This is a genomic window from Variovorax sp. Soil_C_12, from assembly GCF_057657375.1.
The window spans coordinates 791,561-814,309 of sequence record NZ_JBDGIO010000001.1; the positions used below are offsets into that span (position 1 = coordinate 791,561).

The following is a 22,749-nucleotide window of genomic DNA, read 5'->3' on the forward strand; positions in this document are numbered from 1 at the left end:
CGCCATGCAACACCGTCGCCACTTCCTGCACACCCTGGGCAGCGCCGCCGTCCTCGGCAGCCTGTCGCCCCTCTCGGCCCTGGCGCAGGGGCTGGACCAGGTCAAGATCATGTACGGCTTTCCGGCAGGCAGCGCCGGCGACAGCGTGGCCCGCCGCGTGGCCGAGAAGCTGGGCGGCACGCCCTACAGCAAGAACCCCGGCTTCGTCGAGAACAAGCCGGGCGCGGGCGGCCGCATCGCAGTGGAAACGCTGAAGAACTCGCCGGCCGATGGCTCGGTGCTCACGCTGGCCCCGGTGTCGGCGCTCGCGGTATATCCCTACATCTATCCCAAGCTCGCCTACAAGCCCGAGGACGTCGCCCCGGTGTCCATCGGCGCGATCATGTTCCACGGCCTGGCGGTGGGGCCGTCGGTGCCGGCCGAGGTCAAGACCCTCAAGGACTTCCTGGCCTGGGCCAAGGCGAACCCGGCGCAGGCCAGCTACGGCTCGCCCGGCGCAGGCTCGATGCCGCACCTGCTGGGCGCGCTGCTCGGCCTGCGCGCGGGCGTGGAGCTCAAGCACGTGCCCTACCGCGGCACCGTGCCCAGCATCACCGACCTGGTGGGCGGCCAGATCGCCGCGGCCATGAACCCCAGCGGCGACTACCTGCAGTACATGAAGACCGGCCGCGTGCGGGTGCTGGCCACCTCCGGGCGCAAGCGCTCGCCCTATCTGCCGGATGTGCCCACCTTCACCGAACTGGGCTACCCGGACGTGACCTCGGAAGAGTGGTTCGGCTTCTACGCCCCCGCCAAGACGCCGGCCGCCACCATTGCGTCCGCCAACGCCGCGATCACCGCCGCGCTCAAGGACAAGTCGGTGATCGACGCCCTGGCCCTGGTCGGCCTGGTGGCGAACGGCAGCACGCCGCAGGAAATGGCGGCCGACCAGAAGGCGGAGTACGAGCGCTGGGGACCGCTGGTCAAGCAAATCGGCTTCACGGCAGAGTCATGATCACCGGCGGCGCTCTCGAAGGCACGCTGCGCCGGGGCATGCTGGGCTTGGCCGCGGCGCTGGTGGCCTGCACCTCCTCCGGGCCCGGCGTGCGTACACCGCAGTTGTCGGCAGCACAGCCGGGCCCCTTGCTGTCCTGCACCGAGCTCGCCGCCAGGGCCGCCCGGCCGGACACGGTCTACACCAGCGCGGTGGAAGTCGCCGCCGGCCCCGTCACCGTCGGCAACGCCAGTGTGTCCGCGCCGGCGCATTGCCTGGTGCAGGGCCGCATGAACGAGCGCGTGAGCGCGGTGGACGGCCAGCGCTATGCCATCGGCTTCGAGATGCGCCTGCCGCGCGCATGGAACGGACGGTTCTTCTACCAGGCCAATGGCGGGCTGGACGGCGCCGTGGTGCCGGCCATGGGCGGCATCGGCGGCGGCGGGCCGGCGAGCACCGCCTTGCAGATGGGCTTTGCCGTCATCAGCTCCGACGCCGGCCACGCGGGCTCGATGGGCCCGCGCTTCGGCATCGACCCGCAGGCGCGGCAGGACTACGGCTACGGCGCCGTCGCCCAGCTCACGCCCATGGCCAAGAACCTGATCGCGCAGGCCTACGGCCGCGGCCCGGACCGCTCCTACATCGGCGGCTGCTCCAACGGCGGCCGGCATGCGATGGTGGCGGCCGCCCGCTCGGCGGCGCAGTACGACGGCGTCCTCGCCGGCAATCCTGGCTTCCAGCTGCCGAAGGCGGCGGTGGCGCAGCTCTACGGCGCGCAGCAGTACGCCAAGGTGGCGACCGCCTCGACGAGCGCCGGCCAGCCCGACCTGCAAAGCGCCTTCACGCCCGCGGAGCTGCAGCTGGTGGCGCGCCGCGTGCTCGCGCGCTGCGATGCGCTCGACGGGCTGGCCGACGGCATCGTCTCCGACGTGAAGGCCTGCCAGGCCCGCTTTCGCCTCGACACCGACGTGCCCACCTGCACCGGCGCGCGCGACGGCAGCTGCCTCGCCCCGGCACAGAAGAGCGCGCTCGCCAACGTCTTCGCCGGTGCTCGGAACAGCAGCGGCAAGCCGATCTACAGCAGCTTCCCCTTCGACACCGGCATCTCGGGCGCCAACTGGCGCGAATGGAAATTCGCGAGCCCGCCGACGCGCGACGCGGGTGCGGTGGCCTTCATCTTCAGCACGCCGCCGCTGGCCGAGCGGCCGGGCGGCCTGCCCTTCGCGCTGGGCTTCGACATGGACCGCGATGCGCCCCTGATCGAGGCCGCGAGCGGCGTCTACCGCGAGTCGGCGATGGCCTTCATGGCGCCGCCGGAGGCGACGAAGCTGGACCCGCTGCGCCAGCGCGGCGCAAAGATGATCGTCTACCACGGCACCAGCGACCCGGTGTTCTCCTCCGATGACACGGCGGCCTGGTACGAACGCCTGCAGGTGGCCGAAGGCGGCGATGCCCCTTCCTTCGCGCGCTACTTCCCGGTGCCCGGCATGAACCACTGCGCGGGCGGCCCCGCCACCGACCAGTTCGACATGCTGAGCGCCCTGGTGGACTGGGTCGAGCAGGGCCGGGCGCCGCAGTCCGTCACCGCCAGCGCGCGCGGCCCGGGTGCCGCCGTCGTCAACGCCGAGGTGCCGGCCGACTGGTCGCCGCGCCGCACTCGGCCGCTGTGCCCTTACCCGCGCGTCGCGGCCTACACCGGCGGCGATCCCGAGGCCGCTTCCAGCTTCGCCTGCCGATGAACTACCAGCCTCGTCCCGACGATCAGCGCTTCCTGCTCGAAGCCGTGCTCGGCGCTACGCCGCGCCTGCGCGCGCTCGGCCCCTTCGCCGAATTCGACGACGCCTTGCAGGCCCAGGTGCTGGACGAGGCCGGCAAGTTCGTGGCCGAGGCGATCGCCCCGCTGAACCGCACGGGCGACGAGACGGGCTGCCGCTTCGCCGACGGCGAGGTGCGCACGCCGCCCGGCTTCCGCGAGGCCTACGCGGGCCTGGTCGAAGGCGGATGGCTCGCGCTCTCCGCGGCGCCGGAAGATGGCGGGCAGGGCCTGCCGGCCGTCCTCGAGGCCATCCTCTTCGAGTGGCTCAGCGCCGCCAACCACGGCCTCACGATGGCGCCCGGCCTGCTGCATGGCGCCTACGAATGCATCAAGCACCACGGCAGCGAGGCCCTCAAGGCTCGCTACCTGCCGAAGATTGCGAGCGGCGAGTGGCTGGCCACCATGTGCCTGACCGAAGCCCATGCCGGCAGCGACCTGGGCCAGGTCCGCACGCGTGCCCTGCCGCAGCCGGATGGCAGCTTCCGGGTCAGCGGCGGCAAGATCTTCATCTCCGGCGGCGAGCACGACCTGACGCCCAACATCGTGCATCTGGTGCTGTGCCGGCTGCCTGACGCACCGGCCGGGCCCAAGGGCCTGTCGCTGGTCCTCGTGCCCAAGCAGCTGCCGGACGGCGCGCGCAACGCGGTGCATTGCGAGCGAATCGAGGAAAAGATGGGCCTGCACGGCAGCCCCACCTGCGTGATGCGCTTCGACGACGCCACCGGCTGGCTGGTCGGCGAGGCGAACCGCGGCCTGGCCGCGATGTTCGTGATGATGAACGCGGCGCGCCTGCATGTGGCGCTGCAGGGCATCGGCCTGCTGGACGCGGCCTGGCAGAAGGCCGACGCCTACGCCCGCGAGCGGCGCCAGATGCGCGCCCCCGGCCCGGCGCCGGCCAGCCGCGGCGCCCAGGCCGCCGACCTGATCGCCGAGCACCCGGCGGTGCGGCGCATCCTCGAGACGCAGCGCGCCTGGATCGACGGCGCGCGCCTGCTGGCCTACCGCACCGCGCTGCAGCTGGACATCGCGCGCCACGACGCCGACCCCGCGCGCCGCGACCGCGCCGAGCGCGCGTGCGCGCTCGTCACCCCGGTGCTGAAGGCCGCCTGCACGCAGCAGGCTTTCGACGGCGCCAGCGCCTGCCTTCAGGTCTTCGGCGGCCACGGCTACGTGCGCGAATGGGGCATCGAGCAGGTGCTGCGCGATGCCCGCGTGACCATGATCTACGAGGGTACCAACGAGATCCAGGCCATCGACCTGGTCGTGCGCAAGCTGCTGCCCGACGGCGGCGCCGGCATTGCGAGCCTGCTGATCGAGCTGCGCGACGAGCTCGATGCCGCCCGCGAGTTCGACGCCGAGGTGCAGCGCCGCTTCGCGCAGCTGCGCTACCTCGGCACCACCATCGCCCTGGCGGCGCAGCGTGATCCCGCGCTGGCGCACGAGGTGGCCGACGACTACCTCCGGGTGGTGGCGATCGCCCTGATGGCCTGGGCCTGGGCGCGCATCGGCAACGCCGCGCCGGAGACCCCGCGCTGGACGGCGCCCGCGGCGGCATTTCGCCGCTTCGTGCTGCCGGAGTTCGAGATGCGGCTGGGCATGGTCAAGCGCGCCTGCGAGGCCGTCATGTCGCCCGGCGCCGCGGCGTAGGGGGCACGCCCCTACGCCGGCCGCGCAAACGCAGTTACCCTCGGAGCCATGCCAGCCCCGCGCAAGAAAGCCGCCGTCCCCTCCGTCTCTGTCCCGCCGTCGCGCCCCGACCGGCTCGACACCCGCGTCCTCGAAGCCCTGGTGGGCTACAACGCCCGGCGCGCCTGGCTGGCGGTGAGCACGGTGTTCGCGGAGCGCATGGCGGTCTACGGGCTCAAGCAGGTGGACTTTTCCGTGCTCTCGCTGCTCGCGCACAACCCCGGCGCCACCTCGCGCCAGCTCTGCGCCACCCTGGACATCCTGCCGCCCAACCTGGTCAGCCTGATCTCCGCGATGGACAGCCGCGGCCTGATCGAACGGCGCCCCCACCCCTATGACGGCCGCGCCATCGGCCTGTACCTGACGCCGGCCGGCGAATCGCTGGTGCATGAGGCCGAGCGAACCGTGGTCGAGCTGGAAGCAGAGGCCAGCGCCAAGCTCACGACGCGCGACCGCGAGACGCTGATCCGGCTGCTGCAGAAGATCTACCACTGACCGGGATGCGCTCCCGGCCGCAAGCCCGGGAGGAGAGCGTCAGAAGCGGCTCGGGCAGCACCAGCACCTGGTGCGCCGCGCCGGCCACCACGGCCGGGCTGGAGCCGTAGAGCTCGCCGCCGAGACTTCGTGCGACGGCCTCACCAGAATTTCCACCAGGGCGCCGAGGCGGAGGAACGTGCCGGAGGCAGCGGCTGCAGGCCGGTGTCGCGAATGCGGCGGCGCTGCTCGGCCTCGAGGGCCTGCGCCATGCGATGCGCCAGCTGGTCGCCCTGCATGGCGCGGATGCGCCACTCGGCAGCCAGGGTTTGCAGCTCGGAATCCTCGAGCGTGGCGGGCGTCGTCATCGATTCGGACATGCGTGAAATTTTGCACACCCGACGAGGACGCGGCAATCGTAGAGCTTTGCATTACATGGCCGATTAGGCCTATGTCAAAAGATGTGGTCAGGGCATGAATCCGTCCCAGCTCAGCTTGAGTCCGGTCAGGAGCATGCCGAGGTAGACGAAGCGGTAGAACCAGACCGCATCGATGCGGCGCGCGATGCGGATACCGACCCAGACGCCCAGCGGCGCGATCGGCAGCAGCACCAGCGACGTCACCATGTTGCGCCAGTCGAGCAGGCCGAGCCAGGCGTAGGGAAGCCACTTGCTCAGGTTCACCACGAAGAAAAAATAGGCGAGCGTCGCGGTGTAGGCCACCGGCGTCAGCCGCAGGGGAATCACGTAGGCGTTGACGGGCGGCCCCCCGGCATGCGCGATGAAGCTGGTGAAGCCGCCGATGGCCGTCAAAACGGCACCGGTGGTTTTAGAGGGCGGGGGCGCGTCCGCGCGCGGTGGGAAAAGCAGCCGCTGCGCCAGGAACAGCAGCGTGAAGACGCCGACGATGCCCGCCACCGTGTGCGCGGGCAGCGCCCGGAACAGCACCGTGCCGACCACCGTGCCCACCAGGCCGAAGGGGATCAGGAAGTACAGCAGCGACCGATCGAAGTCGCGGCGGAAGGCGGCAAGGCCCAGCAGGTCCATCAGGAGCAGCACCGGCATCAGGATCGCCGCCGCCTGCGGCACGGTGACCGCCAGGGCCAGCAGGGGCACCGCCAGCGAGCCGAAGCCGGCGCCGAAGCCGCTCTTGCTGACGCCGAGCATGAGCACGGCAGGGACCGCGACCGCATAGAAATGCCAGTCGCTGATGATGGGAAGAGCCATGGGGATGCGGAAAGGACGAGCCCGTCGGCAGGAGCAGGCCACCGAGCGTAGCAGGAAGCGGCGTCGTGATGCCCGCTTCGGAGCCCCCTCGGCGGCGGGTCTGCGCGAACGCGGAGCCGCCGACGCAGCGTTCAGACCGGCGCCACCCGCACCGTCGCCGCGCGGGCGCCGGCGTCGATCGCGAAGCGCACCGGCAGGAAGCGCTCGATCACCGCGCAGTTGGTGCGCGTGTGTTCCGTCAGCTCGCTGCAGCTGAAGGCGGCGGCCTGCCCGCTGTGCCACGTCGCCAGGGCCAGCAGCAGCGCCAGCTGGTCCGCCAGGTGCGGCCCGACCGCCGCTTCGCTCTTCTGGAAGGCGCGCACTTCCTTCACGAGCCGGTGCGCCACCTGCTCGGCCGACAGCGCCTTCTCGCCGAAGCTCGTGAAGACCTCCGTGACATGCTCGTAGGCCAGCGTGGCCATGAGCGCATTGCCCGGCCCCTCGTTCTGCCGCGTGCCGCCGCTGCGCAGTTGCTCGCCGGACCAGCCCATCGCGCTGCCGAGCGCGTCGAGTTCGCGCGCTGCGACATGCCGCGGCAGCCCGGGCGCGAGGCACTCGGCATGCGCGTCCTGCAGCGCGCCGCGTGCGTTCAGGTCGAAGGGCTTCAGCCCGCCGGCTGCGGGCACGAGCATCGCGTCCACCGCGCCGCCGCCGGCCGGGTAGAAGCCGCAGCGATGCAGCGTCAGCTGCAGGTCCGCCCCCAGGCGGCGTACCAGCGGCGCATAGGCGCGCTCCAGGAAGTGGAAGGGCGGCGCCATCGGGTTGTGCGTGCCGCCGGCGAGCGCGATGCGGCTCGGCGCATCGGCCAGCAGCAGCGCGGGCAGCACGGTCTGCAGCACCAGCATGCAGCTGCCCGCGCTGGCCACGGCGAAGCGGTAGTCGCCTGCGCGCACGGCCCCGGGCACGAAGCGCAGGGACTGCGATCCCAGCTCCGCGCCTTCGACCCGTGCGCCGCTGACCTCCGCCGCCGCGTTCACGCAGGCCAGGTGCTGGCGCATCAGGCCCGGCTTGGGCCGGCGCGCACGGATGTTGTCGATGGCCAGGGCTCGGCCGGTCGCCATGGCCAGCGCGAGACCGGTGCGCAGGATCTGGCCGCCTCCCTCGCCTTGCGAGCCGTCGAGTTCGATCATCTTTTCCTCTGTCTTCATTCTTCTGTCTTCACCTTCTTGTCGTTCGCAGATCAGGTCGACTGCTTGCCCAGGGCCTTGGCGGCCGCATAGGCCGCGGCACGTTCCCGCTGTTCGCGAAGCGCACGACGGCAGGCACGGCAGCGCACCGCCGTGCTGTCGATATGGCCGTGGGCCACCTCGTACCACCACTTCTGCTGCTTGGCCGTCCAGACCTCCTCGATGCCGCAGTCGCGGCAGGTGAAGGCCCGGTCGACATAGAAGGCGGGCAAGGGCCCATAGGTGTTGTTGTAGCGCGCGAGCACCTCCTGGTCGGCCAGCTCCATGCCGGCAGGCGCACCGGCGGCGAGATGCCGCACATCCTGCCCGCGCAGCTGCGCAGCCAGCTTCCCGGCACGGTCGAGGCGCCGCTCCTTGATCTCGGCGCGGCGCTGCTTGTTGCTTTTCATGATCGTCCTGCCGGGCGCAGGCTCCTGCCCTCGCCCTATCCTTTCACACACACCACCTGCTTGAGCGTGTACACCACCTCCACCAGGTCCTTCTGCGCCTCCATCACCGCGTCGATGTCCTTGTAGGCCATCGGGATCTCGTCGATCACGTCGGCGTCCTTGCGGCATTCCACGCCCTGGGTCGCGGCGATCTGGTCGGCCACGGTGTAGAGCTTCTTCGCCTTGGTGCGGCTCATCTTGCGACCGGCGCCGTGGCTGCAGCTCATGAAGCTCTCCGGGTTGCCCTTGCCGCGCACGATGTAGCTCTTGGCGCCCATGCTGCCGGGAATGATCCCCAGCTCGCCGGCCTTCGCGCTCACCGCGCCCTTGCGGGTCACAAGCACCTCCTGGCCGAAGTGCGTTTCGCGCTGCACGTAGTTGTGGTGGCAGTTCACCGCCTCCACATGCGCTTCGAAGGCCTTGCCGATCACCTTGCGTGCGGCCGCGACCACACGCCGCATCATCACCTCGCGGTTGGCGCGCGCGAACTTCTGGGCCCAGCCCACGGCGCGCACGTAGTCGCCGAAGTACCTGGCCCCTTCCTCGAAGTAGGCCAGGTCTTGGTCGGGCAGGTTGCGCTGGTGTTGCTCGGCGTCCTTCTTCGCGAGCTCGATGAAGTGGGTGCCGATGGCATTGCCCACGCCGCGCGAACCCGAGTGCAGCATGAACCACACCGCGCCCGCTTCGTCGAGGCAGACCTCGATGAAATGGTTGCCCGTGCCCAGCGTCCCCAGGTGCTTGTGGTTGTTGGTGTTCTTCAGACGCGGGTAGTCCTCGCAGATCGCCTCGAACTCGTCGACCAGATGGGCCCAGGCGGCATCGGTCTCGTCGGGTGGGGTTTCCCACGAACCCTTGTCGCGGCCCATGCGCTTGGGGTTGCTGCCGTGCGGCACGGCCTTCTCCATTGCGGAGCGCAGCGGGCCCAGGTTGTCGGGCAGGTCGTTGGCGTGCAGCGTGGTCTTGCACGCCATCATTCCGCAGCCGATGTCCACGCCCACCGCGGCCGGAATGATGGCCTTGAAGGTCGGGATCACCGAACCCACGGTCGCGCCGATGCCGTAGTGCACGTCGGGCATGGCCGCGATGTGCTTGAACACGATGGGCAGGCGCGCGGCGTTCTCGAGCTGTCGCCGTGCCTCGTCCTCGACCGGCACGCCGCGGGTCCACATCTTCACCGGCACGCCGTTCTCGACGGGGTGCACTTCGTAGTTCTTTTCTTGCATGACTTTTCCTGCGTTCGGGAGGGTGCCGATTGCACCCTCCCCGACTCACGCCACAACGGCGCTTGCCGTCCTGTTTGCGAAGAGTGTGCCAAGTCGGCACGACGAACCTCAGACCGGATCAAGTCCTTGATGGCAAAGGTCTTTTTGCCTGGACGGCACTGAAGCCCCCGCTGCGCATGGCCTTCATTCATTAGAATATTAGCTAGCTGTTTATCCAGATGAAATCCATCGTCGTCATCGGCTTCCTCGGCACCCAGCTCGACGCCGGCCAGGGCGCGGGCCGCTGGGAGAAGTGGCGCCCCACCGTCTCGCTCGCGCAGCACGAGGACATGGCGGTCGCGCGCCTGGAGCTCCTCTACACGCCGCGGCACCAGGCGCTGGCGGAGCGGGTCCAGGCCGACATCGACACCGTCTCGCCCGAGACCACCGTCCGGCTCGTGCCGCTCGAGCTCGAGGACCCCTGGGATTTCGGCGAGGTCTACACCGGCCTGTACGACTGGGCCCGCGCCTATCCCTTCGACACCGAGCGCGAGCAGTACTGGGCGCACATCACCACCGGCACCCACGTCGCTCAGATCTGCATGTTCCTGCTGGCGGAATCGCGCGTGATCCCCGGCGTGCTGGTCCAGACCTCGCCGCCCAGGCGACAGCGCGAGGGCGATCCCGGCAAGTACGTGCTGATCGACCTCGACCTCTCGCGCTACGACGCGATGGCGCGCCGCTTCGACGCCGAGCAGCGCGACGCCGTCGCCTTCCTGAAGAGCGGCATCGCCACGCGCAATGCGCGCTTCAACGCGCTCATCGACGAGATCGAGCGCGTGGCCGTGCGCTCGCGCGCGCCGATCCTGCTCGCCGGCCCCACGGGCGCGGGCAAGTCCTTCCTGGCGCGGCGCATGTTCGAGCTCAAGCAGTCGCGCCACCAGGCCACGGGCCCCTTCGTCGAAGTGAACTGCGCCACGCTGCGCGGCGACGGCGCGGCCTCCACGCTCTTCGGCCACAAGAAGGGCGCCTTCACCGGCGCCGCCGGCGACCGCGCGGGCCTGCTGCGCACCGCTCACCAGGGCGTGCTGTTCCTCGACGAAATCGGCGAACTCGGCCTCGACGAGCAGGCCATGCTGCTCAAGGCCATCGAGGAGAAGCGCTTCTTCCCGGTCGGCGCCGACAAGGAGGTGGCGAGCGACTTCCAGCTCATCGCCGGCACCAACCGCGACCTGCGCAGCGACGTGGCCGAGGGGCGCTTTCGCGAAGACCTCTTCGCGCGCATCAACCTCTGGACCTACGACCTGCCCGGCCTCGCGCAACGCCCCGAGGACATCGAGCCCAACATCGACCACCTGCTGGCCCTGCACGCGGCCGAGAACCACCGCGTCGCGCGCTTCAACGCCGAGGCGCGCGCCGCCTACCTGCGCTTCGCGCGCAGCCCCGAGGCGCACTGGAGCGGCAACTTCCGCGACCTCTCGGCCAGCGTGACGCGGCTGGCGACGCTGGCCGACGGCGGGCGCATCACGACCGCGCTGGTCGATGCCGAGATCGCGCGGCTGCGCTGGCTGTGGAAGCGCGGCACGCCCGCCGGCGGGCCGGGGACGGTCGACCTCGGCAGTCTGCTCGGTCCCGAACGCGAGGCCGAGCTGGACCTCTTCGACCGCCTGCAGCTCGAGGCCGTGCTGCGCGTGTGCCGCGGCGCGCGCACGCTCTCGGACGCCGGCCGCCAGCTGTTCCAGGCCTCGCGCGCGCAGCGCTCGGTGGTCAACGACGCCGACCGGCTGCGCAAGTACCTGGCCAAGTACGGGCTCCAATGGAGCCAGTTGTCACCCCCTTGAGGCCCGCCATGCAGCATTTCGACGCCGACGCCACCCGATCCGCCCTGGATTTCGCCCGCCTGATCCCCGCCCTGCGCGCGGCCTTCGCGGGCGAGGCCACGGTCCCGCCGCGCCACGTGCACGCCGTCGAGGCGGGCAACGACCACGGCACGCTGCTGATCATGCCGGCCTGGAGCGAGGCGGGCTTCCTCGGCATCAAGACCATCAACATCTTTCCCGGCAACGGCACACGCGGGCTGCCGGGGCTGCACGCGACCTATGTGCTCTACGACGCGCACACCGGCGTGCCGCTGGCGATGATGGACGGCAACGAGATCACGGCGCACCGGACGGCCGCGGCCTCGGCGCTGGGCGCGTCCTTCCTCGCGCGAAGGGATGCACGGCGGCTGCTCGTGCTCGGCACCGGCCGGGTCGCCAGGCTACTGCCGGCCGCGCACGCCGGCGCACGTGCGATCGACGAGGTGTGGATCTGGAACCACCGCCCCGAAGGTGCGGAGGCCCTGGCGGCGCAATGGCGCGGCGAAGGCTGGAATGCGCGTGCCGCGACCGACCTGGAGACCGCCGTGCGCAGCGCCGACATCGTGAGCTGCGCGACGCTCGCCACCTCGCCGCTGGTCAAGGGCGCGTGGCTCGCACCGGGGTCGCACCTGGACCTGATCGGCAGCTTCACGCCGCAGATGCGCGAGGCCGACCCGGCGTGCTTTGCCGGGGCGCGGACCTTCGTCGATACCGAGGAGGCGCTGCTGAAGGCCGGCGACCTGCTCGATGCGTTCGCGGCCGGCACATTGGCGCGCGATGCGGTTCAGGCCACGCTCGCCGACCTGTGCAAAGGCGTGCGCGGCGGCCGAGCGAGCGACACGGAGCGCACCGTCTTCAAGGCCGTCGGCAGCGCGCTCGAGGATCTCGCGGCCGCCACGCTGGTGTGGCAGGCCGCGGATCAGTTCAATCCAGCGAGACGTTCGCCTTCCTGATCACATCGCCGAAGCGCTGCGTCTCGCTCTTCACGAACTGGTTGAACTGGTCGCGCGTGGTCGGGAAGGGCTCGTAGCCGAAGCTCTTGAACTTCTCCTGCACGTCGGCCTCGGCCAGCCCCTTCTCGATGTCGCGCTTGATCTTGTCGGTCACCGCCGGGGGCAGGCCCTGCGGCACCGCGATCGCGTTCCAGCCTGTCACCTCGAAGCCCTTGGGCCCACCGGATTCGGCCACCGTCGGCACGTCCGGGAAAGCAGACACGCGCTGAGGCGCCGCCGCCGCCAGGAACTTCAGCTTGCCGGCGCGGTACAGCGGGCCGGCGGTGGCGCTGGTGCCCAGCGCGAAGGCGAGCTCGCCGGTGGACACCGAGGTGTAGAGCTGCGTCGTCTCCTTGTAGATCACATGCTCCATCTGCGTGCCGGTGGCCGACTCGAAGAGCTCCGAGCCCAGGTGCACCGGGTTGCCTACCGACCAGGAGCCGTAGTTGAGCTTGCCCGGATTGGCCTTGGCGTCGGCGATCAGGTCGCCCACCGTCTTGTACTTGCTGTTGGTGGGCACGGTGAAGAAGAAGTAGGCCTTGAACAACGGCAGCAGCGCGTCGAAGTCCTTGGCCGGGTCGTAGGGCAGCTTCTTGAACAGCGCCGGATAGGCCGCGAGGTGCACGTTGTCGAGCACCAGCAGGTCGTGCCCGTCCTTGGCGCCACGCTTCCAGGCATCGATGGCGATGAAGCCGTTGCCGCCCGGGCGGTTCTCGACCACCACCGGCTGGCCCCAGGCGCGCGAGAGCTTGTCCGCCAACAGGCGCGCGACGCCGTCGGGTCCGCCGCCCACCGGGAAGGGCGTGATGATGCGCACCGGCTTGCTCGGGAACTGCTGGGCGCTCGCGGTGGCGGGCAGCAGGCCGCCCGCGGCCAGGGCGACAGCCAGTGCCGTGAGGCCACGGCGCGAGATCAGGGAGCTGAAAAACATGGAAAGTCTCCGATATTGAAATTCTTGAGCTGCGCGCAGGCAGCCCCTGCCGCTGCCGGCCGATCCGGCGGCAGCCCACGCCGGACGAGGCCGGTCAGACGCGTTCGAGGATCACCGCGATGCCTTGCCCCACGCCGATGCACATGGTGCACAGCGCATAGCGGCCACCGCCCTTGTGCAGCTGGTTGACCGCGGTGGTCGCCAGCCGCGCACCGCTGGCGCCCAGCGGGTGGCCCAGCGCGATCGCGCCGCCGTTGATGTTGACGCGCGCATCGTCGTCCTTCAGGCCCAGCAGGCGCAGCACCGCGAGGCCCTGCGCAGCGAAGGCCTCGTTGAGCTCGATCACGTCGATCTGGTCCAGCTTCAGGCCGGTGAGCTTCAGCACCTTCTCGGTCGCCGGCGCCGGGCCGATGCCCATCACGCGCGGCGGCACGCCGGCGGTGGCCATGCCGACCACGCGGGCGCGCGGCGTCAAGCCGTGCTTCGCCGCGCCCGCCTCGTCGGCCAGCAGCAGCGCGCAGGCGCCGTCGTTCACGCCGCTGGCGTTGCCCGCCGTCACCGTGCCGTCGGGGCGCACCACGCCCTTGAGCTTGGCCAGGGCCTCCAGGCTGGTGTCGCGCGGATGCTCGTCCTTGTTCACGACGATCGCATCGCCCTTCTTCTGCGGCACGCTGACCGGCACGATCTCGGCATCGAAGAAACCCGACTTCTGCGCCGCCACGGCGCGCTGCTGCGAGGCCAGCGCCATGCGGTCCTGTGCCTCGCGCTCGATCTTGTGGTCGGTGGCGACGTTCTCGGCCGTCTCGGGCATGGAGTCGACGCCGTACTGCGCCTTCATCAATTTGTTGACGAAGCGCCAGCCGATGGTGGTGTCGTACACCGCGTTGTTGCGGCTGAAAGCACTCTCGGCCTTGGGCATGACGAAGGGGGCGCGGCTCATGCTCTCCACGCCGCCCGCGATCATCAGCCCCGCCTCGCCGGCCTTGATGGCGCGCGCCGCGCTGCCGAGCGCATCGAGGCCCGAGCCGCACAGGCGATTGATGGTGCCGCCGCCGACTTCGAGCGGCAGCCCCGCCAGCAGCGCCGACATGCGCGCCACGTTGCGGTTGTCCTCGCCGGCCTGGTTGGCGCAGCCGTAGAGCACGTCGGCCACGGCCTGCCAGTCGACGTTCTTGTTGCGCTCCATCAGCGCCTTGATCGGCACGGCGCCCAGGTCGTCGGCGCGCACGCTGGAGAGGGAGCCGCCGTAGCGGCCGAAGGGGGTGCGAACAGCGTCGCAGATGAAGGCTTGGTTCGTCATGGTCTTTGTCTCGTTGGGATGTGTCTGTCTCAAGCAGCGATCGGCAATCCGACCAGCTTCTCGAGCTCCGCATGCTCCAGCCCCTCGACCTTGTCGATCAGCTTCAAGCCTGCGGGCGTGCATTCGAGCGTGGCGAGGTCGGCGTACACGCGCTTCACGCAGCCGATGCCGGTCAGCGGGTAGGTGCACTGCGCGACGATCTTGCTCTCGCCCTTCTTGGTCAGCAAGTCCATCATGACCCAGGTCTGCTTCGCGCCGATGGCCAGGTCCATCGCGCCGCCGACGGCGGGGATGGCCCCCTCCTCGCCCGTGCTCCAGTTCGCCAGATCGCCGGTGGCCGAGACCTGGAAGGCGCCGAGCACGCAGATGTCGAGGTGGCCGCCGCGCATCATGGCGAAGCTGTCGGCATGGTGGAAGTAGGCGCCGCCCGGCAGCAGCGTGACGGGCTGCTTGCCGGCGTTGATGAGGTCGTAGTCTTCCTGCCCCGCGGCAGGTGCCGCGCCCATGCCGAGGATGCCGTTCTCGCTGTGCAGGATGACCTCGCGGCCGGCCGGCAGGTGGTTGGCCACCAGCGTGGGCTGGCCGATGCCCAGGTTGACGACGGCGCCGTCGAAGATGTCCTGTGCGACCCGCGCGGCGAGCTGGTCCTTGGTGCGGCGTTGATAGTTGCTCATGGTCATGCTGCCTTCTTGAACCCGCCGGCTTGCGTGGCCACGCGGTCGATCTTGACGATATTGCTGACGAAGATGCCCGGGGTGACGACGGTCTCGGGGTCCATCTGGCCCAGCTCCACGATCTCGTGCACGGTGGCGATGGTGCGGTCGGACGCCATGGCCATCACCGGGCCGAAGTTGCGCGCCGCCTTGCGGTAGGTGAGGTTGCCCCAGCGGTCGCCCTGCTCGGCCTTGATCAGCGCGACGTCGCCGCGGATCGGGTACTCCAGCACGTATTGCTTGCCGTCGATGATGCGCGTCTCGCGCTCGCCGGCCAGCTGCGTGCCGTAGCCCGTGGGGCAGAAGAAGGCGCCGACGCCCGCGCCTGCCGCGCGGATGCGCTCGGCCAGGTTGCCCTGCGGCACCAGCTCGAGCTCCAGCTTGCCGGAACGGTAGAGCTCGTCGAACACGTAGCTGTCGGCCTGGCGCGGGAAGCTGCAGATGATCTTGCGCACCCGCCCGGCCTTCAGCAGCGCAGCCAGGCCGGTGTCGCCGTTGCCCGCGTTGTTGTTGACGACGGTGAGCTCCTTGGCGCCCTGCTCGATCAGGCCGTCGATGAGCTCGTTGGGAATGCCGGCCGTGCCGAAGCCGCCGATGAGGACCGTGGCGCCGTCGGGGATGCCGGCCATGGCATCGGCGATCGAGCGGGCGATCTTGTTGATCATGGAATCTGTCTCCGGGGTAAGGGAAAAGCCGAAGGCCTCGGCTTCAGGCGTGGAGCACAATGTTCTAGTTTGTTCGTATCTCGAACATGTGTTCGTATAATGAATTCTAAAGAAGATCGCTCCTCATGGCAACCCTGAACAACCCCACCGCCCCCACGCCCGGCGACAGCTACGTCCAGTCCTTCGCGCGCGGGCTGCAGGTCATCCGCTCCTTCAGCGAGCGCGCGCCGCGCCAGACGCTCAGCGAGGTCGCGGCCGCAACCGGGCTGACGCGCGCGGGCGCGCGGCGCATCCTGCTCACGCTGCAGACGCTGGGCTATGTGGACTTCGACGGCAAGCTGTTCGCGCTGACCCCGCGCATCCTCGACCTGGGCTTTGCCTACCTGTCGTCGATGCCGATCTGGAACCGCGCCGAGCCGGTCATGGAGGCGCTGGTGCAGCAGGTGCAGGAGTCCTGCTCGGCCGCGGTGCTCGACGACACCGACATCGTCTACGTGATGCGCGTTTCCACCCACAAGATCATGCGCATCAGCCTGGGCGTGGGCTCGCGCCTGCCGGCCTGGTGCACGTCGATGGGCCGGCTGCTGCTGGCCGACCTGGACGACGAGGCGCTGCGCGCGCGCCTCGAGGCTTCGAACGTCGAGCCCCTCACGCGGCACACGCTGACCGACATCGACACGCTCGTCGCCAAGGTGCTGCAGGCGCGGCGGCAGCGCTGGTGCCTGGTGAACCAGGAGCTGGAAGAGGGCCTGATCTCGATCGCCGCGCCGATCGTCGACCGGGGCGGGCGCATGGTGGCCGCGCTCAACATCAGCGGGCAAGCCAACCGGACCAGCGCGAAGGTGATGCAGGAGACGATGCTGCCGGCGCTGGTGGAGGCGGCGCGGGAGATCTCGCGCCTCCTCTGATCGGGCAGGCTACTGGTTCGCCTGCAGCATCGCCGCCATCTTCTGGTGGATCAGGTTGATGGCCTTCAGCGGACGGATCATGACCTTGAAATCGACGATCCGCCCCTGGTCGTCCCACCGGATCATGTCGACGCCGTTGACGGCGATTCCCTCGATCTCGACCAGGAACTCCAGCACCGCGTCGCGCTCGCCGACGAGTTCGCGCACATAGCGGAACGACGGGTTGAAGAAGACGTTGAAGGCGGCGGACAGGTACTGCAGCGTCACGGCCTTCCCGGATTGCGGCGTGTGGACGACCGGGGAATGGAAGACGACCTCGTTCGCGAGGAGCGCGTCCAGGCCCTTCGCGTTGCGGGTGCGCACGAGTTCATGCCAGGTGGCGAGCGGAGTCTCTGTCATCGGCAACCTCCGGGAATTGTGTCGTCTCGCGCGAGCATAGCCGACCCGCCCTGCGCGGGGCGTCAAGAAAAAAGCCGCCTGGTGGGCGGCTTCGGTTCAGCATCGCCGGCCCTGCAGGACCGGCCATCGCCATGGCTTACTTCTTCTTGGCAGCGGCCTTCTTCGGCGCAGCAGCCTTCTTCGCGGCAGGCTTGGCCGCAGCCTTCTCGGCCTTGCGCTTGGCGGCCTTCGGGTCGATGGCGGCCTTGAAGGCGGCGCCCGGCACGAACTTCGGCACCTTGGTCGCGGCGATCTTGATCTTCGTGCCTGCCTGGGGATTGAAGCCGGAGCGCGCGGCGCGGGCGACCTGCTTGAAGGTGCCGAAGCCGACGATCTGGACCGGGTCGTCCTTCTTCACGGCGTTGACGATGGCGCTGGTGACTGTTTCGAGGACGCGCGCGGCTTCGGCCTTGCTCAGAGTGTGGGCGGTGGCGATCTTCTCGACCAGTTCGATTCGGTTCATTCAGGGTTCCTTGGATTGAGACACGCCGCGTTGCCAGCAGCGGCCCCGGCCGATGCCGGGGCGGGCGGAGTGTACTGGCTCCGAAGGAAGGGCTCTGGCGAGCAGTCCCCGCGGGGTCCTGCGAGGGCCGGGGCGCTCAGGCCTGCGGGAAGGCCTTGGTCCGATTCAAGGACCAGCCGAGCGTCATTCCGGCAGCGGCAATCACGATGGCCGCCGAGCCGACGAGTTGCAGCGGCTTGAGCCGGTGGTCGAAGGCGACGAAGTCCACCACCATGGCGACGATCGGGTAGAGGAAGGACAGCGCGCCCACCGAGTGCGTCGGCAGCTTCTGGATCGCGCCGTACAGGAGCGCGAACACCAGGCCGGTGTACACCGCGCCCATCACCACGTAATCGCCCCAGACGCGGTAGTCGGAGGGAAGATGCCTCAGGTCCGCGAAGGGCGCGATCATGAGAGTGCCGACCAGGACATGGATCAACGCGATGAGGTGCGGCGGCGTATCGCCGAGCTTCTTGGTCACGATCGCCGAGATGGCGTAGAAGAACGCCGCACCGAGGGCCATCAATACCCCGGAGATGTAGGCCGAGTCCGGACCGGCATAGGCTGCAGCCGACGGCCTGGCCTGCACGATGAGCAGCACACCCGCGAACGCGATGCCCAGCCACGCGAGCTTGGCGGCGGTGATGCGCTCGGCAAAAAAGATGGCGCCGAGGCCGATCAGAATGAAGGGCTGCGTGTTGTAGACGGCAATGGCGACGGAGATCGAGGCCCGCGAGAAGGAGGCGAAGATTAAAAGCCAGTTGAGGACGATGGCCACGCCGCCGAGGGCGGCCCAGCCGACCTGCCTGAGCGTGAGCCTGCCGCGCAACGACCCGGTGAACGCACAGACCACTAGCAATGTCGCCGCCCCGAAGACACAGCGCCAGAACAACAGCTGAATGACCGGCTGCCCGGAGTAGACGACGAACCAGCCGATGGTTCCGGAGATCAGCATGGCCGCCATCATCTGGAGCGTGCCGGTGACTTTGTTGTTCATGCGGGAGGGGGTGGGGCTTTGGTCGGGTGGCGAGCGCCCGTATTGTCGCCTCGGGCCCGACCCCTGCCGCCAACCTTTACTTCGCCGCGGCGCAGCCCGTCTGCCCTTGCGGGCCCTGGCGACCCACCCGGTTCACAGCGCCAGGAAATGATGCACCTCGGGCTTGCCGGGCCCGATGTGAAAGCGCAGCACCTCGCCCTGCAGATCGGCATCGGCGTGCGACACCCGGTGGTGCTGGCGCAGGTGCTCGGCCCACGACTCGACGAGGAACCACTCCATCACCCGCTCGGGATCGGAGGTGTGCTCGTGGATGCCCCAGGCATAGGCACCGTCGCGGCGGCGCTCCAGCGACAGGCGCTTCACGGCCTCGAGGAATGCCGGCCGGTCGTCCTTGCGGATGCGGTACTCGACCTGGATCATCACCGGCCCGCGGTCGTGGGGCACGGGTTCGGCCAAGAGCGGCTCGGGCCAATGGTTGGAGGGCTGCAAGTCGGCTTCGCCCTTGGGCAGCTTCACGCGGTGGAACAGCAGGCCCGCCACCACCAGTCCCAGCGCGCCTGCCAGGAGCGTGCCCGGCACGCCGATGGCCTGCGCCACCAGGCCCCAGCCCAGGCTGCCCGCCGCCATCGCACCATTGAACACGGTGAGATACACCGCCAGCCCGCGGCCGCGCACCCAGTTCGGCAGGATGGACTGCGCCACGCCGTTGAGCGTCGTCAACGCCACGATCCACCCCAGCCCCAGCAACAGCAGCAGCGCCACGGCCAGCCACTTCGGCGGCGCAAAGACCAGGCTGCCCATCACCGCGGCGGTGAGCAGCGCGGCCAGCAGCAGCATGGCATCTGCGTCGAGCCGGGCGCGCAGCCGCGGCATCACCAGTGCGCCGCCGATGGCACCCGCGCCCACCGCGCCCAGCAGCACGCCGTAGAAATCGGCGCCGCCGGCGAGCATCTGGCGCGCCACCAGCGGCAGCAGCGCCCACACCGAGCTCGCGAACACGAAGAACACCGCCGCGCGCAGCAGCACCACATGCAGCTCGCGGCTGGCGCGGGTGTAGCGCAGTCCCGCGCGGAAGGCGCCGAGGAAGTTCTCCGACAGCGCGCTGTCGGCGGCCGCCGGGCGCTTCCACCACAGCAGCGCCGCGATCACGAACACGTAGCTCAATACGTCCAATCCGTAGGTGACCGCTGCGCCGAAGCTCGCGAGGATGAGCCCGCCCGCCGCCGGCCCGATCGAGCGCGCGATGTTGATACCCAGCGAGTTCAAGGCCACCGCGCCCTTGAGGTCGGCGCGCGGCACCAGCTCGGGCACGATCGCCTGCCAGGTCGGCCCCATCAGCGCCGCGCCGATGCCGCCGACGAAAGTCAGCGCGATCAGGTATTCCACCGTCAGCGCGCCGCTACTTGAGAGCACCAGCAGCGCGCCACTGACGGCCGCGAGCACCAGCTGCACGCAGATCAGGAGGCGGCGCCGGTCGAGGATGTCCGACAGCACCCCGGCCGGGATGGCAAGCAGGAAGATGGGCAAGGTGGCCGCCGTCTGGATCAGCGCCACCGCGGTCGGGCTGGCCGACAGGTCCGTCACCAGCCAGGAACTCGCCACGTCGCGCATGAAGCTGCCGATATTGCCAAGTACCGTGGCGGCCCAGAGCACCGCGAAGACCGGCTGGCGCAGCGGGGCGAAGGCACCCGGCTGAACGCCCGCCCTGGCGCCGGGCTGGAGGTCAGACATGGGCACGCTCCCGCAGGTCCTGCCAGGCGACGAGCAGGAAGCCGCCGACCAGGCCCAGGTGTTCGAAGAAGGCGTTGGCGGCCATGAAGCGCGCCGGCTGCGGCATCTCCCAGAAGCGCAGCGCCACGAAGGTCGCCATCAGCGTGAAGAGCGCAAGCGCCAGCGCGCCCAGCCAGCGCAGGCGCCCCGCGAGGATCAGCGCCGCGGCGCCCAGCTCCAGCACGATGACCGCGATCGCCAGCGGGGCGGCGGGCGAGAGGCCGAAGTGGTTCATCTCGGCGACGGCCGACGGGAAGTCCAGCGCCTTCTGCAACCCGCCCTGCAAGTAGGCGGCGCACAGCAGCAGCAAGGCGATCCAGCGCAGAACGGGAGAAGCGGTCCAGTGCATGGTCACACCGCCCAGCAGGCGCAGCCGAGCGCGCCCCAGAAGCTCTTGAGATCGGACACCGGCACTTTGCTGGCCCAGGCCGACGCGTGGCTGTGGCCATGGATGCCGCAGCCGTTCGTGCAAGCGCAGGCCGCGGCCGCGTGGCGCAATGCCTTCTGCAGGGGGGCGCCTTCCTTCTCGCCCCAGCCGGCGTAGCCGCCGTAGCGGCGCACCGGCGACCAGTCGGGCATGGCCGGCGGCGGGGCTCCCTCGTCATGCGGCTGAAAGTCGCCGGCCGCGTAGACCACCTTGCCGCCCACCATCGTGAGCAGCGCCGTCGTGTCGGCGATCTCCGATTCGGCACACGCGAAGAAGTCGCGGTCCGGTACGACCAGGTCGGCGAACTGGCCCACCGCGACCTGCCCCTTCTTGCCCTCCTCGTTGGAGAACCAGGTCACCTTCTCGGTCCACATCCGCAGCGCGGACTCGCGGTCGAGCAAGTTGCGCTGCGGGGTGATCTGCAGGCCGCCGACGGTCTTGCCGGTGATCAGCCAGGACAACGACACCCACGGGTTGTAGGAGGCGACGCGGGTCGCATCGGTGCCGGCGGAGACCTTCACGCCCTTCTCCAGCATGCGCTTGACCGGCGGGGTGGCCTCGGCCGCCCGGGCACCGTAGCGCTCGACGAAGTACTCGCCCTGGTAGGCCATGCGGTGCTGCACCGCCACGCCGCCGCCCAAAGCGGCGATGCGGTCGATGGATTTCTCCGAGATGGTCTCGGCATGGTCGAAGAACCAGTTCAGGCCCGCGAGCGGAATGTCCTGGTTCACCTTCTCGAAGACATCCAGCGCGCGGGTGATGGTTTCGTCGTAGGTGGCATGCATGCGCCAGGGCCAGCGGTTCTGCGCCAGGATGCGCACCACCTCTTCCAGTTCGCCTTCCATCTCCGGCCCCATGTCGGGCCGCGGCTGGCGGAAGTCCTCGAAGTCGGCGGCCGAGAAGACCAGCATCTCGCCCGCGCCGTTGTGGCGGAAGTAGTCGTCGCCCTGCTTGTACTTCGAGCTCGCGGTCCAGTTCAGGAAGTCCTGCTTCTCCTGCTTGGCCTTCTGCGTGAACAGGTTGTAGGCCAGGCGGATGGTGAGCTGGCCGGCATCGGCGAGCTGCTGGATGACCTGGTAGTCCTCGGGGTAGTTCTGGAAGCCGCCGCCGGCGTCGATGGCGCCGGTCACGCCCAGGCGGTTGAGCTCGCGCATGAAATGGCGGGTGGAGTTGAGCTGGTATTCGACCGGCAGCTTCGGCCCCTTGGCGAGGGTGGCGTAGAGGATGGCCGCGTTGGGCTTGGCCAGCAGCAGGCCAGTGGGGTTGCCGTTGGCATCCCGCGTGATCTCGCCGCCGGGCGGCTGCGGCGTGTCCTTGGTGTAGCCCACGGCGCGCAGCGCGGCGGCGTTGAGCAGCGCGCGATCGTAGAGGTGGAGGATGAACACCGGCGTGTCGGGTGCCACCGCGTTGAGCTCCTCGATGGTGGGCAGGCGTTTCTCGGTGAACTGATGCTCGGTGAAGCCGCCGACGACGCGCACCCACTGGGGGGCCGGCGTGATCGCCACCTGGCGCTTGAGCATCGCCATTGCATCGGCGAGGCTGCGCACGCCGTCCCAGCGCAGCTCGAGGTTGAAGTTGAGCCCGCCGCGGATGATGTGGATATGGTTGTCGATGAGGCCGGGCAGCACGGGCCGGCCCATGAGGTCGATGACGCGGGTGTGGTGCCCGGCCAGCGGCAGCACGTCTTCCGAGCGGCCCACGCCGATGAAGCGGCCATCCCGGATGGCCACAGCGGTGGCGCTGGGGTTGGCGCGGTCCAGCGTCGTGATGCGGCCGTTGTGCAGGATCAGGTCGGGGGTCTGGGTGTCGGGCATGGCAGGCTTGATCGAGTCGGTGGTTTGCGCAAGGCCCGGGGCGGCCAGCGTGGCGCCGAGCGCGCCGAGGAAGCGGCGTCGCCCCGGATCGGAAGATGATGTCATGAGCTTCGCTCTTCGGACGGTTGGGCCTTGGACATGTTCGCTACCAGCGGCTGCGCGCATTTCGGCAGCTCGCCGAACATGTGCGGCTTCACCTGGTGGTGCAGCCACGAGGTGCTCGCCGTGTCGCGGTCGAAGACCCGCTTCACCAGCGGCGGGATCTGCTCGCCGAGCAGGATCCCCAGGAGCCCGACCAGGGCGATCACCGGCGGTGCCGGCGAGCGCACCTGGAAGAGCGCGTAGATCACGCCGACCAGGAGGCCCAGCGCAAGGGAAACGACGTAGGGCTTCATGGCCGGC

23 protein-coding genes are annotated in these 22,749 nt (G+C 69.7%); 7 read left to right on the forward strand and 16 right to left on the reverse strand.

All coding sequences use genetic code 11. The features are described 5' to 3' along the window. The first annotated feature begins 4 nt into the window (after positions 1 to 4). Genes AC3A6X_RS03945 through AC3A6X_RS03960 form a run of 4 tightly spaced genes read left to right on the forward strand, consistent with a single transcriptional unit; the run spans position 5 to position 4,970 of the window. The gene (locus AC3A6X_RS03945) at positions 5 to 994 is read left to right on the forward strand and encodes a tripartite tricarboxylate transporter substrate-binding protein (protein WP_487840895.1); all 990 of its coding nucleotides are present in this window, start codon (positions 5 to 7) and stop codon (positions 992 to 994) included. Beyond that, positions 991 to 2,712, forward strand: coding sequence for a tannase/feruloyl esterase family alpha/beta hydrolase (locus tag AC3A6X_RS03950; protein ID WP_487840896.1), 1,722 nt, complete (start codon positions 991 to 993; stop codon positions 2,710 to 2,712). The genes AC3A6X_RS03945 and AC3A6X_RS03950 overlap by 4 nt, the downstream gene beginning before the upstream one ends. Then, positions 2,709 to 4,436 carry an acyl-CoA dehydrogenase family protein gene (locus tag AC3A6X_RS03955; RefSeq protein WP_487840897.1) on the forward strand — a complete coding sequence of 576 codons (1,728 nt, stop codon included), beginning with the start codon at positions 2,709 to 2,711 and terminating at the stop codon, positions 4,434 to 4,436. The genes AC3A6X_RS03950 and AC3A6X_RS03955 overlap by 4 nt, the downstream gene beginning before the upstream one ends. A 48-nt stretch (positions 4,437 to 4,484) precedes the next feature. Then, positions 4,485 to 4,970, forward strand: a complete 486-nt coding sequence (locus AC3A6X_RS03960) for a MarR family winged helix-turn-helix transcriptional regulator (protein ID WP_487840898.1) — start codon at positions 4,485 to 4,487, stop codon at positions 4,968 to 4,970. Between the two features lie 140 nt (positions 4,971 to 5,110). On the opposite strand, the gene AC3A6X_RS03965 is transcribed toward AC3A6X_RS03960, so the two are convergent. From AC3A6X_RS03965 to AC3A6X_RS03985, 5 genes are all read right to left on the reverse strand, one after another. Continuing rightward, a complete protein-coding gene (locus tag AC3A6X_RS03965; protein ID WP_309968168.1) occupies positions 5,111 to 5,329 on the reverse strand; it encodes a hypothetical protein in 219 nt (72 codons plus the stop codon). Positions 5,330 to 5,416: 87 nt separating this feature from the next. Next, positions 5,417 to 6,175, reverse strand: a complete 759-nt coding sequence (locus AC3A6X_RS03970) for a sulfite exporter TauE/SafE family protein (RefSeq protein WP_487840899.1) — start codon at positions 6,173 to 6,175, stop codon at positions 5,417 to 5,419. Between the two features lie 131 nt (positions 6,176 to 6,306). Further along, positions 6,307 to 7,344, reverse strand: coding sequence for an RNA 3'-terminal phosphate cyclase (gene rtcA, locus AC3A6X_RS03975; RefSeq protein WP_487841097.1), 1,038 nt, complete (start codon positions 7,342 to 7,344; stop codon positions 6,307 to 6,309). Between the two features lie 50 nt (positions 7,345 to 7,394). Next, on the reverse strand, positions 7,395 to 7,790 hold the full coding sequence (locus AC3A6X_RS03980; RefSeq protein WP_487840900.1) for a zinc-ribbon domain containing protein: 396 nt from the start codon (positions 7,788 to 7,790) through the stop codon (positions 7,395 to 7,397). Between the two features lie 35 nt (positions 7,791 to 7,825). Next, entirely contained in the window at positions 7,826 to 9,052 is a 1,227-nt protein-coding gene (locus tag AC3A6X_RS03985) for an RtcB family protein (protein ID WP_487840901.1), read from the reverse strand. Between the two features lie 218 nt (positions 9,053 to 9,270). Between AC3A6X_RS03985 and rtcR the strand changes: the two genes are divergently transcribed. Together rtcR and lhpI are read left to right on the forward strand one after the other, a co-directional pair. Next, positions 9,271 to 10,872, forward strand: a complete 1,602-nt coding sequence (gene rtcR, locus AC3A6X_RS03990) for an RNA repair transcriptional activator RtcR (protein WP_487840902.1) — start codon at positions 9,271 to 9,273, stop codon at positions 10,870 to 10,872. Positions 10,873 to 10,880: 8 nt separating this feature from the next. Then, a complete protein-coding gene (gene lhpI / locus AC3A6X_RS03995) occupies positions 10,881 to 11,843 on the forward strand; it encodes a bifunctional Delta(1)-pyrroline-2-carboxylate/Delta(1)-piperideine-2-carboxylate reductase (protein WP_487840903.1) in 963 nt (320 codons plus the stop codon). Here the strand turns inward: lhpI and AC3A6X_RS04000 are convergent. From AC3A6X_RS04000 to AC3A6X_RS04015, 4 genes are all read right to left on the reverse strand, one after another. Next, positions 11,815 to 12,813 carry a Bug family tripartite tricarboxylate transporter substrate binding protein gene (locus AC3A6X_RS04000; RefSeq protein WP_487840904.1) on the reverse strand — a complete coding sequence of 333 codons (999 nt, stop codon included), beginning with the start codon at positions 12,811 to 12,813 and terminating at the stop codon, positions 11,815 to 11,817. The two genes, lhpI and AC3A6X_RS04000, sit on opposite strands and share 29 nt — an antisense overlap. A 94-nt stretch (positions 12,814 to 12,907) precedes the next feature. Beyond that, on the reverse strand, positions 12,908 to 14,113 hold the full coding sequence (gene pcaF / locus AC3A6X_RS04005) for a 3-oxoadipyl-CoA thiolase (RefSeq protein ID WP_487840905.1): 1,206 nt from the start codon (positions 14,111 to 14,113) through the stop codon (positions 12,908 to 12,910). 29 nt (positions 14,114 to 14,142) lie between these two features. Beyond that, on the reverse strand, positions 14,143 to 14,787 hold the full coding sequence (locus tag AC3A6X_RS04010) for a 3-oxoacid CoA-transferase subunit B (protein WP_487840906.1): 645 nt from the start codon (positions 14,785 to 14,787) through the stop codon (positions 14,143 to 14,145). A 2-nt stretch (positions 14,788 to 14,789) separates the two neighbouring features. Continuing rightward, the gene (locus AC3A6X_RS04015; protein WP_106557517.1) at positions 14,790 to 15,491 is read right to left on the reverse strand and encodes a 3-oxoacid CoA-transferase subunit A; all 702 of its coding nucleotides are present in this window, start codon (positions 15,489 to 15,491) and stop codon (positions 14,790 to 14,792) included. A 125-nt stretch (positions 15,492 to 15,616) separates the two neighbouring features. Between AC3A6X_RS04015 and AC3A6X_RS04020 the strand changes: the two genes are divergently transcribed. Continuing rightward, on the forward strand, positions 15,617 to 16,399 hold the full coding sequence (locus AC3A6X_RS04020) for an IclR family transcriptional regulator (RefSeq protein WP_487840907.1): 783 nt from the start codon (positions 15,617 to 15,619) through the stop codon (positions 16,397 to 16,399). Positions 16,400 to 16,408: 9 nt separating this feature from the next. Here AC3A6X_RS04020 and AC3A6X_RS04025 read toward each other — a convergent pair whose 3' ends face one another. The 7 genes from AC3A6X_RS04025 to AC3A6X_RS04055 all read right to left on the reverse strand — a co-directional run bounded on the left by AC3A6X_RS04025 (position 16,409) and on the right by AC3A6X_RS04055 (position 22,742). Further along, entirely contained in the window at positions 16,409 to 16,798 is a 390-nt protein-coding gene (locus tag AC3A6X_RS04025) for a nuclear transport factor 2 family protein (protein WP_487840908.1), read from the reverse strand. Between the two features lie 136 nt (positions 16,799 to 16,934). Beyond that, positions 16,935 to 17,300, reverse strand: a complete 366-nt coding sequence (locus AC3A6X_RS04030) for an HU family DNA-binding protein (RefSeq protein ID WP_487840909.1) — start codon at positions 17,298 to 17,300, stop codon at positions 16,935 to 16,937. 136 nt (positions 17,301 to 17,436) lie between these two features. Further along, positions 17,437 to 18,336, reverse strand: a complete 900-nt coding sequence (locus AC3A6X_RS04035; RefSeq protein ID WP_487840910.1) for a DMT family transporter — start codon at positions 18,334 to 18,336, stop codon at positions 17,437 to 17,439. Between the two features lie 132 nt (positions 18,337 to 18,468). Continuing rightward, positions 18,469 to 20,067 (reverse strand): MFS transporter, encoded by a 1,599-nt coding sequence (locus tag AC3A6X_RS04040; RefSeq protein ID WP_487840911.1) that lies wholly within the window; start codon positions 20,065 to 20,067, stop codon positions 18,469 to 18,471. Beyond that, a complete protein-coding gene (locus tag AC3A6X_RS04045; protein ID WP_487840912.1) occupies positions 20,060 to 20,455 on the reverse strand; it encodes a DoxX family protein in 396 nt (131 codons plus the stop codon). The genes AC3A6X_RS04040 and AC3A6X_RS04045 overlap by 8 nt, the downstream gene beginning before the upstream one ends. Before the next feature lie 2 nt (positions 20,456 to 20,457). Beyond that, a complete protein-coding gene (locus AC3A6X_RS04050) occupies positions 20,458 to 22,347 on the reverse strand; it encodes an amidohydrolase (protein WP_487841098.1) in 1,890 nt (629 codons plus the stop codon). Positions 22,348 to 22,448: 101 nt separating this feature from the next. Beyond that, positions 22,449 to 22,742 (reverse strand): XapX domain-containing protein, encoded by a 294-nt coding sequence (locus AC3A6X_RS04055; RefSeq protein ID WP_487840913.1) that lies wholly within the window; start codon positions 22,740 to 22,742, stop codon positions 22,449 to 22,451. Positions 22,743 to 22,749: the final 7 nt, after the last annotated feature.

Coding starts and splice junctions, on each gene's coding strand:
- AC3A6X_RS03945 (WP_487840895.1), top strand. CDS start 5: ATGCAACACCGTCGCCACTTCCTGCACACCCTGGGCAGCGCCGCCGTC.
- AC3A6X_RS03950 (WP_487840896.1), top strand. CDS start 991: ATGATCACCGGCGGCGCTCTCGAAGGCACGCTGCGCCGGGGCATGCTG.
- AC3A6X_RS03955 (WP_487840897.1), top strand. CDS start 2,709: ATGAACTACCAGCCTCGTCCCGACGATCAGCGCTTCCTGCTCGAAGCC.
- AC3A6X_RS03960 (WP_487840898.1), top strand. CDS start 4,485: ATGCCAGCCCCGCGCAAGAAAGCCGCCGTCCCCTCCGTCTCTGTCCCG.
- AC3A6X_RS03965 (WP_309968168.1), bottom strand. CDS start 5,329: ATGTCCGAATCGATGACGACGCCCGCCACGCTCGAGGATTCCGAGCTG.
- AC3A6X_RS03970 (WP_487840899.1), bottom strand. CDS start 6,175: ATGGCTCTTCCCATCATCAGCGACTGGCATTTCTATGCGGTCGCGGTC.
- rtcA (WP_487841097.1), bottom strand. CDS start 7,344: ATGATCGAACTCGACGGCTCGCAAGGCGAGGGAGGCGGCCAGATCCTG.
- AC3A6X_RS03980 (WP_487840900.1), bottom strand. CDS start 7,790: ATGAAAAGCAACAAGCAGCGCCGCGCCGAGATCAAGGAGCGGCGCCTC.
- AC3A6X_RS03985 (WP_487840901.1), bottom strand. CDS start 9,052: ATGCAAGAAAAGAACTACGAAGTGCACCCCGTCGAGAACGGCGTGCCG.
- rtcR (WP_487840902.1), top strand. CDS start 9,271: ATGAAATCCATCGTCGTCATCGGCTTCCTCGGCACCCAGCTCGACGCC.
- lhpI (WP_487840903.1), top strand. CDS start 10,881: ATGCAGCATTTCGACGCCGACGCCACCCGATCCGCCCTGGATTTCGCC.
- AC3A6X_RS04000 (WP_487840904.1), bottom strand. CDS start 12,813: ATGTTTTTCAGCTCCCTGATCTCGCGCCGTGGCCTCACGGCACTGGCT.
- pcaF (WP_487840905.1), bottom strand. CDS start 14,113: ATGACGAACCAAGCCTTCATCTGCGACGCTGTTCGCACCCCCTTCGGC.
- AC3A6X_RS04010 (WP_487840906.1), bottom strand. CDS start 14,787: ATGAGCAACTATCAACGCCGCACCAAGGACCAGCTCGCCGCGCGGGTC.
- AC3A6X_RS04015 (WP_106557517.1), bottom strand. CDS start 15,491: ATGATCAACAAGATCGCCCGCTCGATCGCCGATGCCATGGCCGGCATC.
- AC3A6X_RS04020 (WP_487840907.1), top strand. CDS start 15,617: ATGGCAACCCTGAACAACCCCACCGCCCCCACGCCCGGCGACAGCTAC.
- AC3A6X_RS04025 (WP_487840908.1), bottom strand. CDS start 16,798: ATGACAGAGACTCCGCTCGCCACCTGGCATGAACTCGTGCGCACCCGC.
- AC3A6X_RS04030 (WP_487840909.1), bottom strand. CDS start 17,300: ATGAACCGAATCGAACTGGTCGAGAAGATCGCCACCGCCCACACTCTG.
- AC3A6X_RS04035 (WP_487840910.1), bottom strand. CDS start 18,336: ATGAACAACAAAGTCACCGGCACGCTCCAGATGATGGCGGCCATGCTG.
- AC3A6X_RS04040 (WP_487840911.1), bottom strand. CDS start 20,067: ATGTCTGACCTCCAGCCCGGCGCCAGGGCGGGCGTTCAGCCGGGTGCC.
- AC3A6X_RS04045 (WP_487840912.1), bottom strand. CDS start 20,455: ATGCACTGGACCGCTTCTCCCGTTCTGCGCTGGATCGCCTTGCTGCTG.
- AC3A6X_RS04050 (WP_487841098.1), bottom strand. CDS start 22,347: ATGCCCGACACCCAGACCCCCGACCTGATCCTGCACAACGGCCGCATC.
- AC3A6X_RS04055 (WP_487840913.1), bottom strand. CDS start 22,742: ATGAAGCCCTACGTCGTTTCCCTTGCGCTGGGCCTCCTGGTCGGCGTG.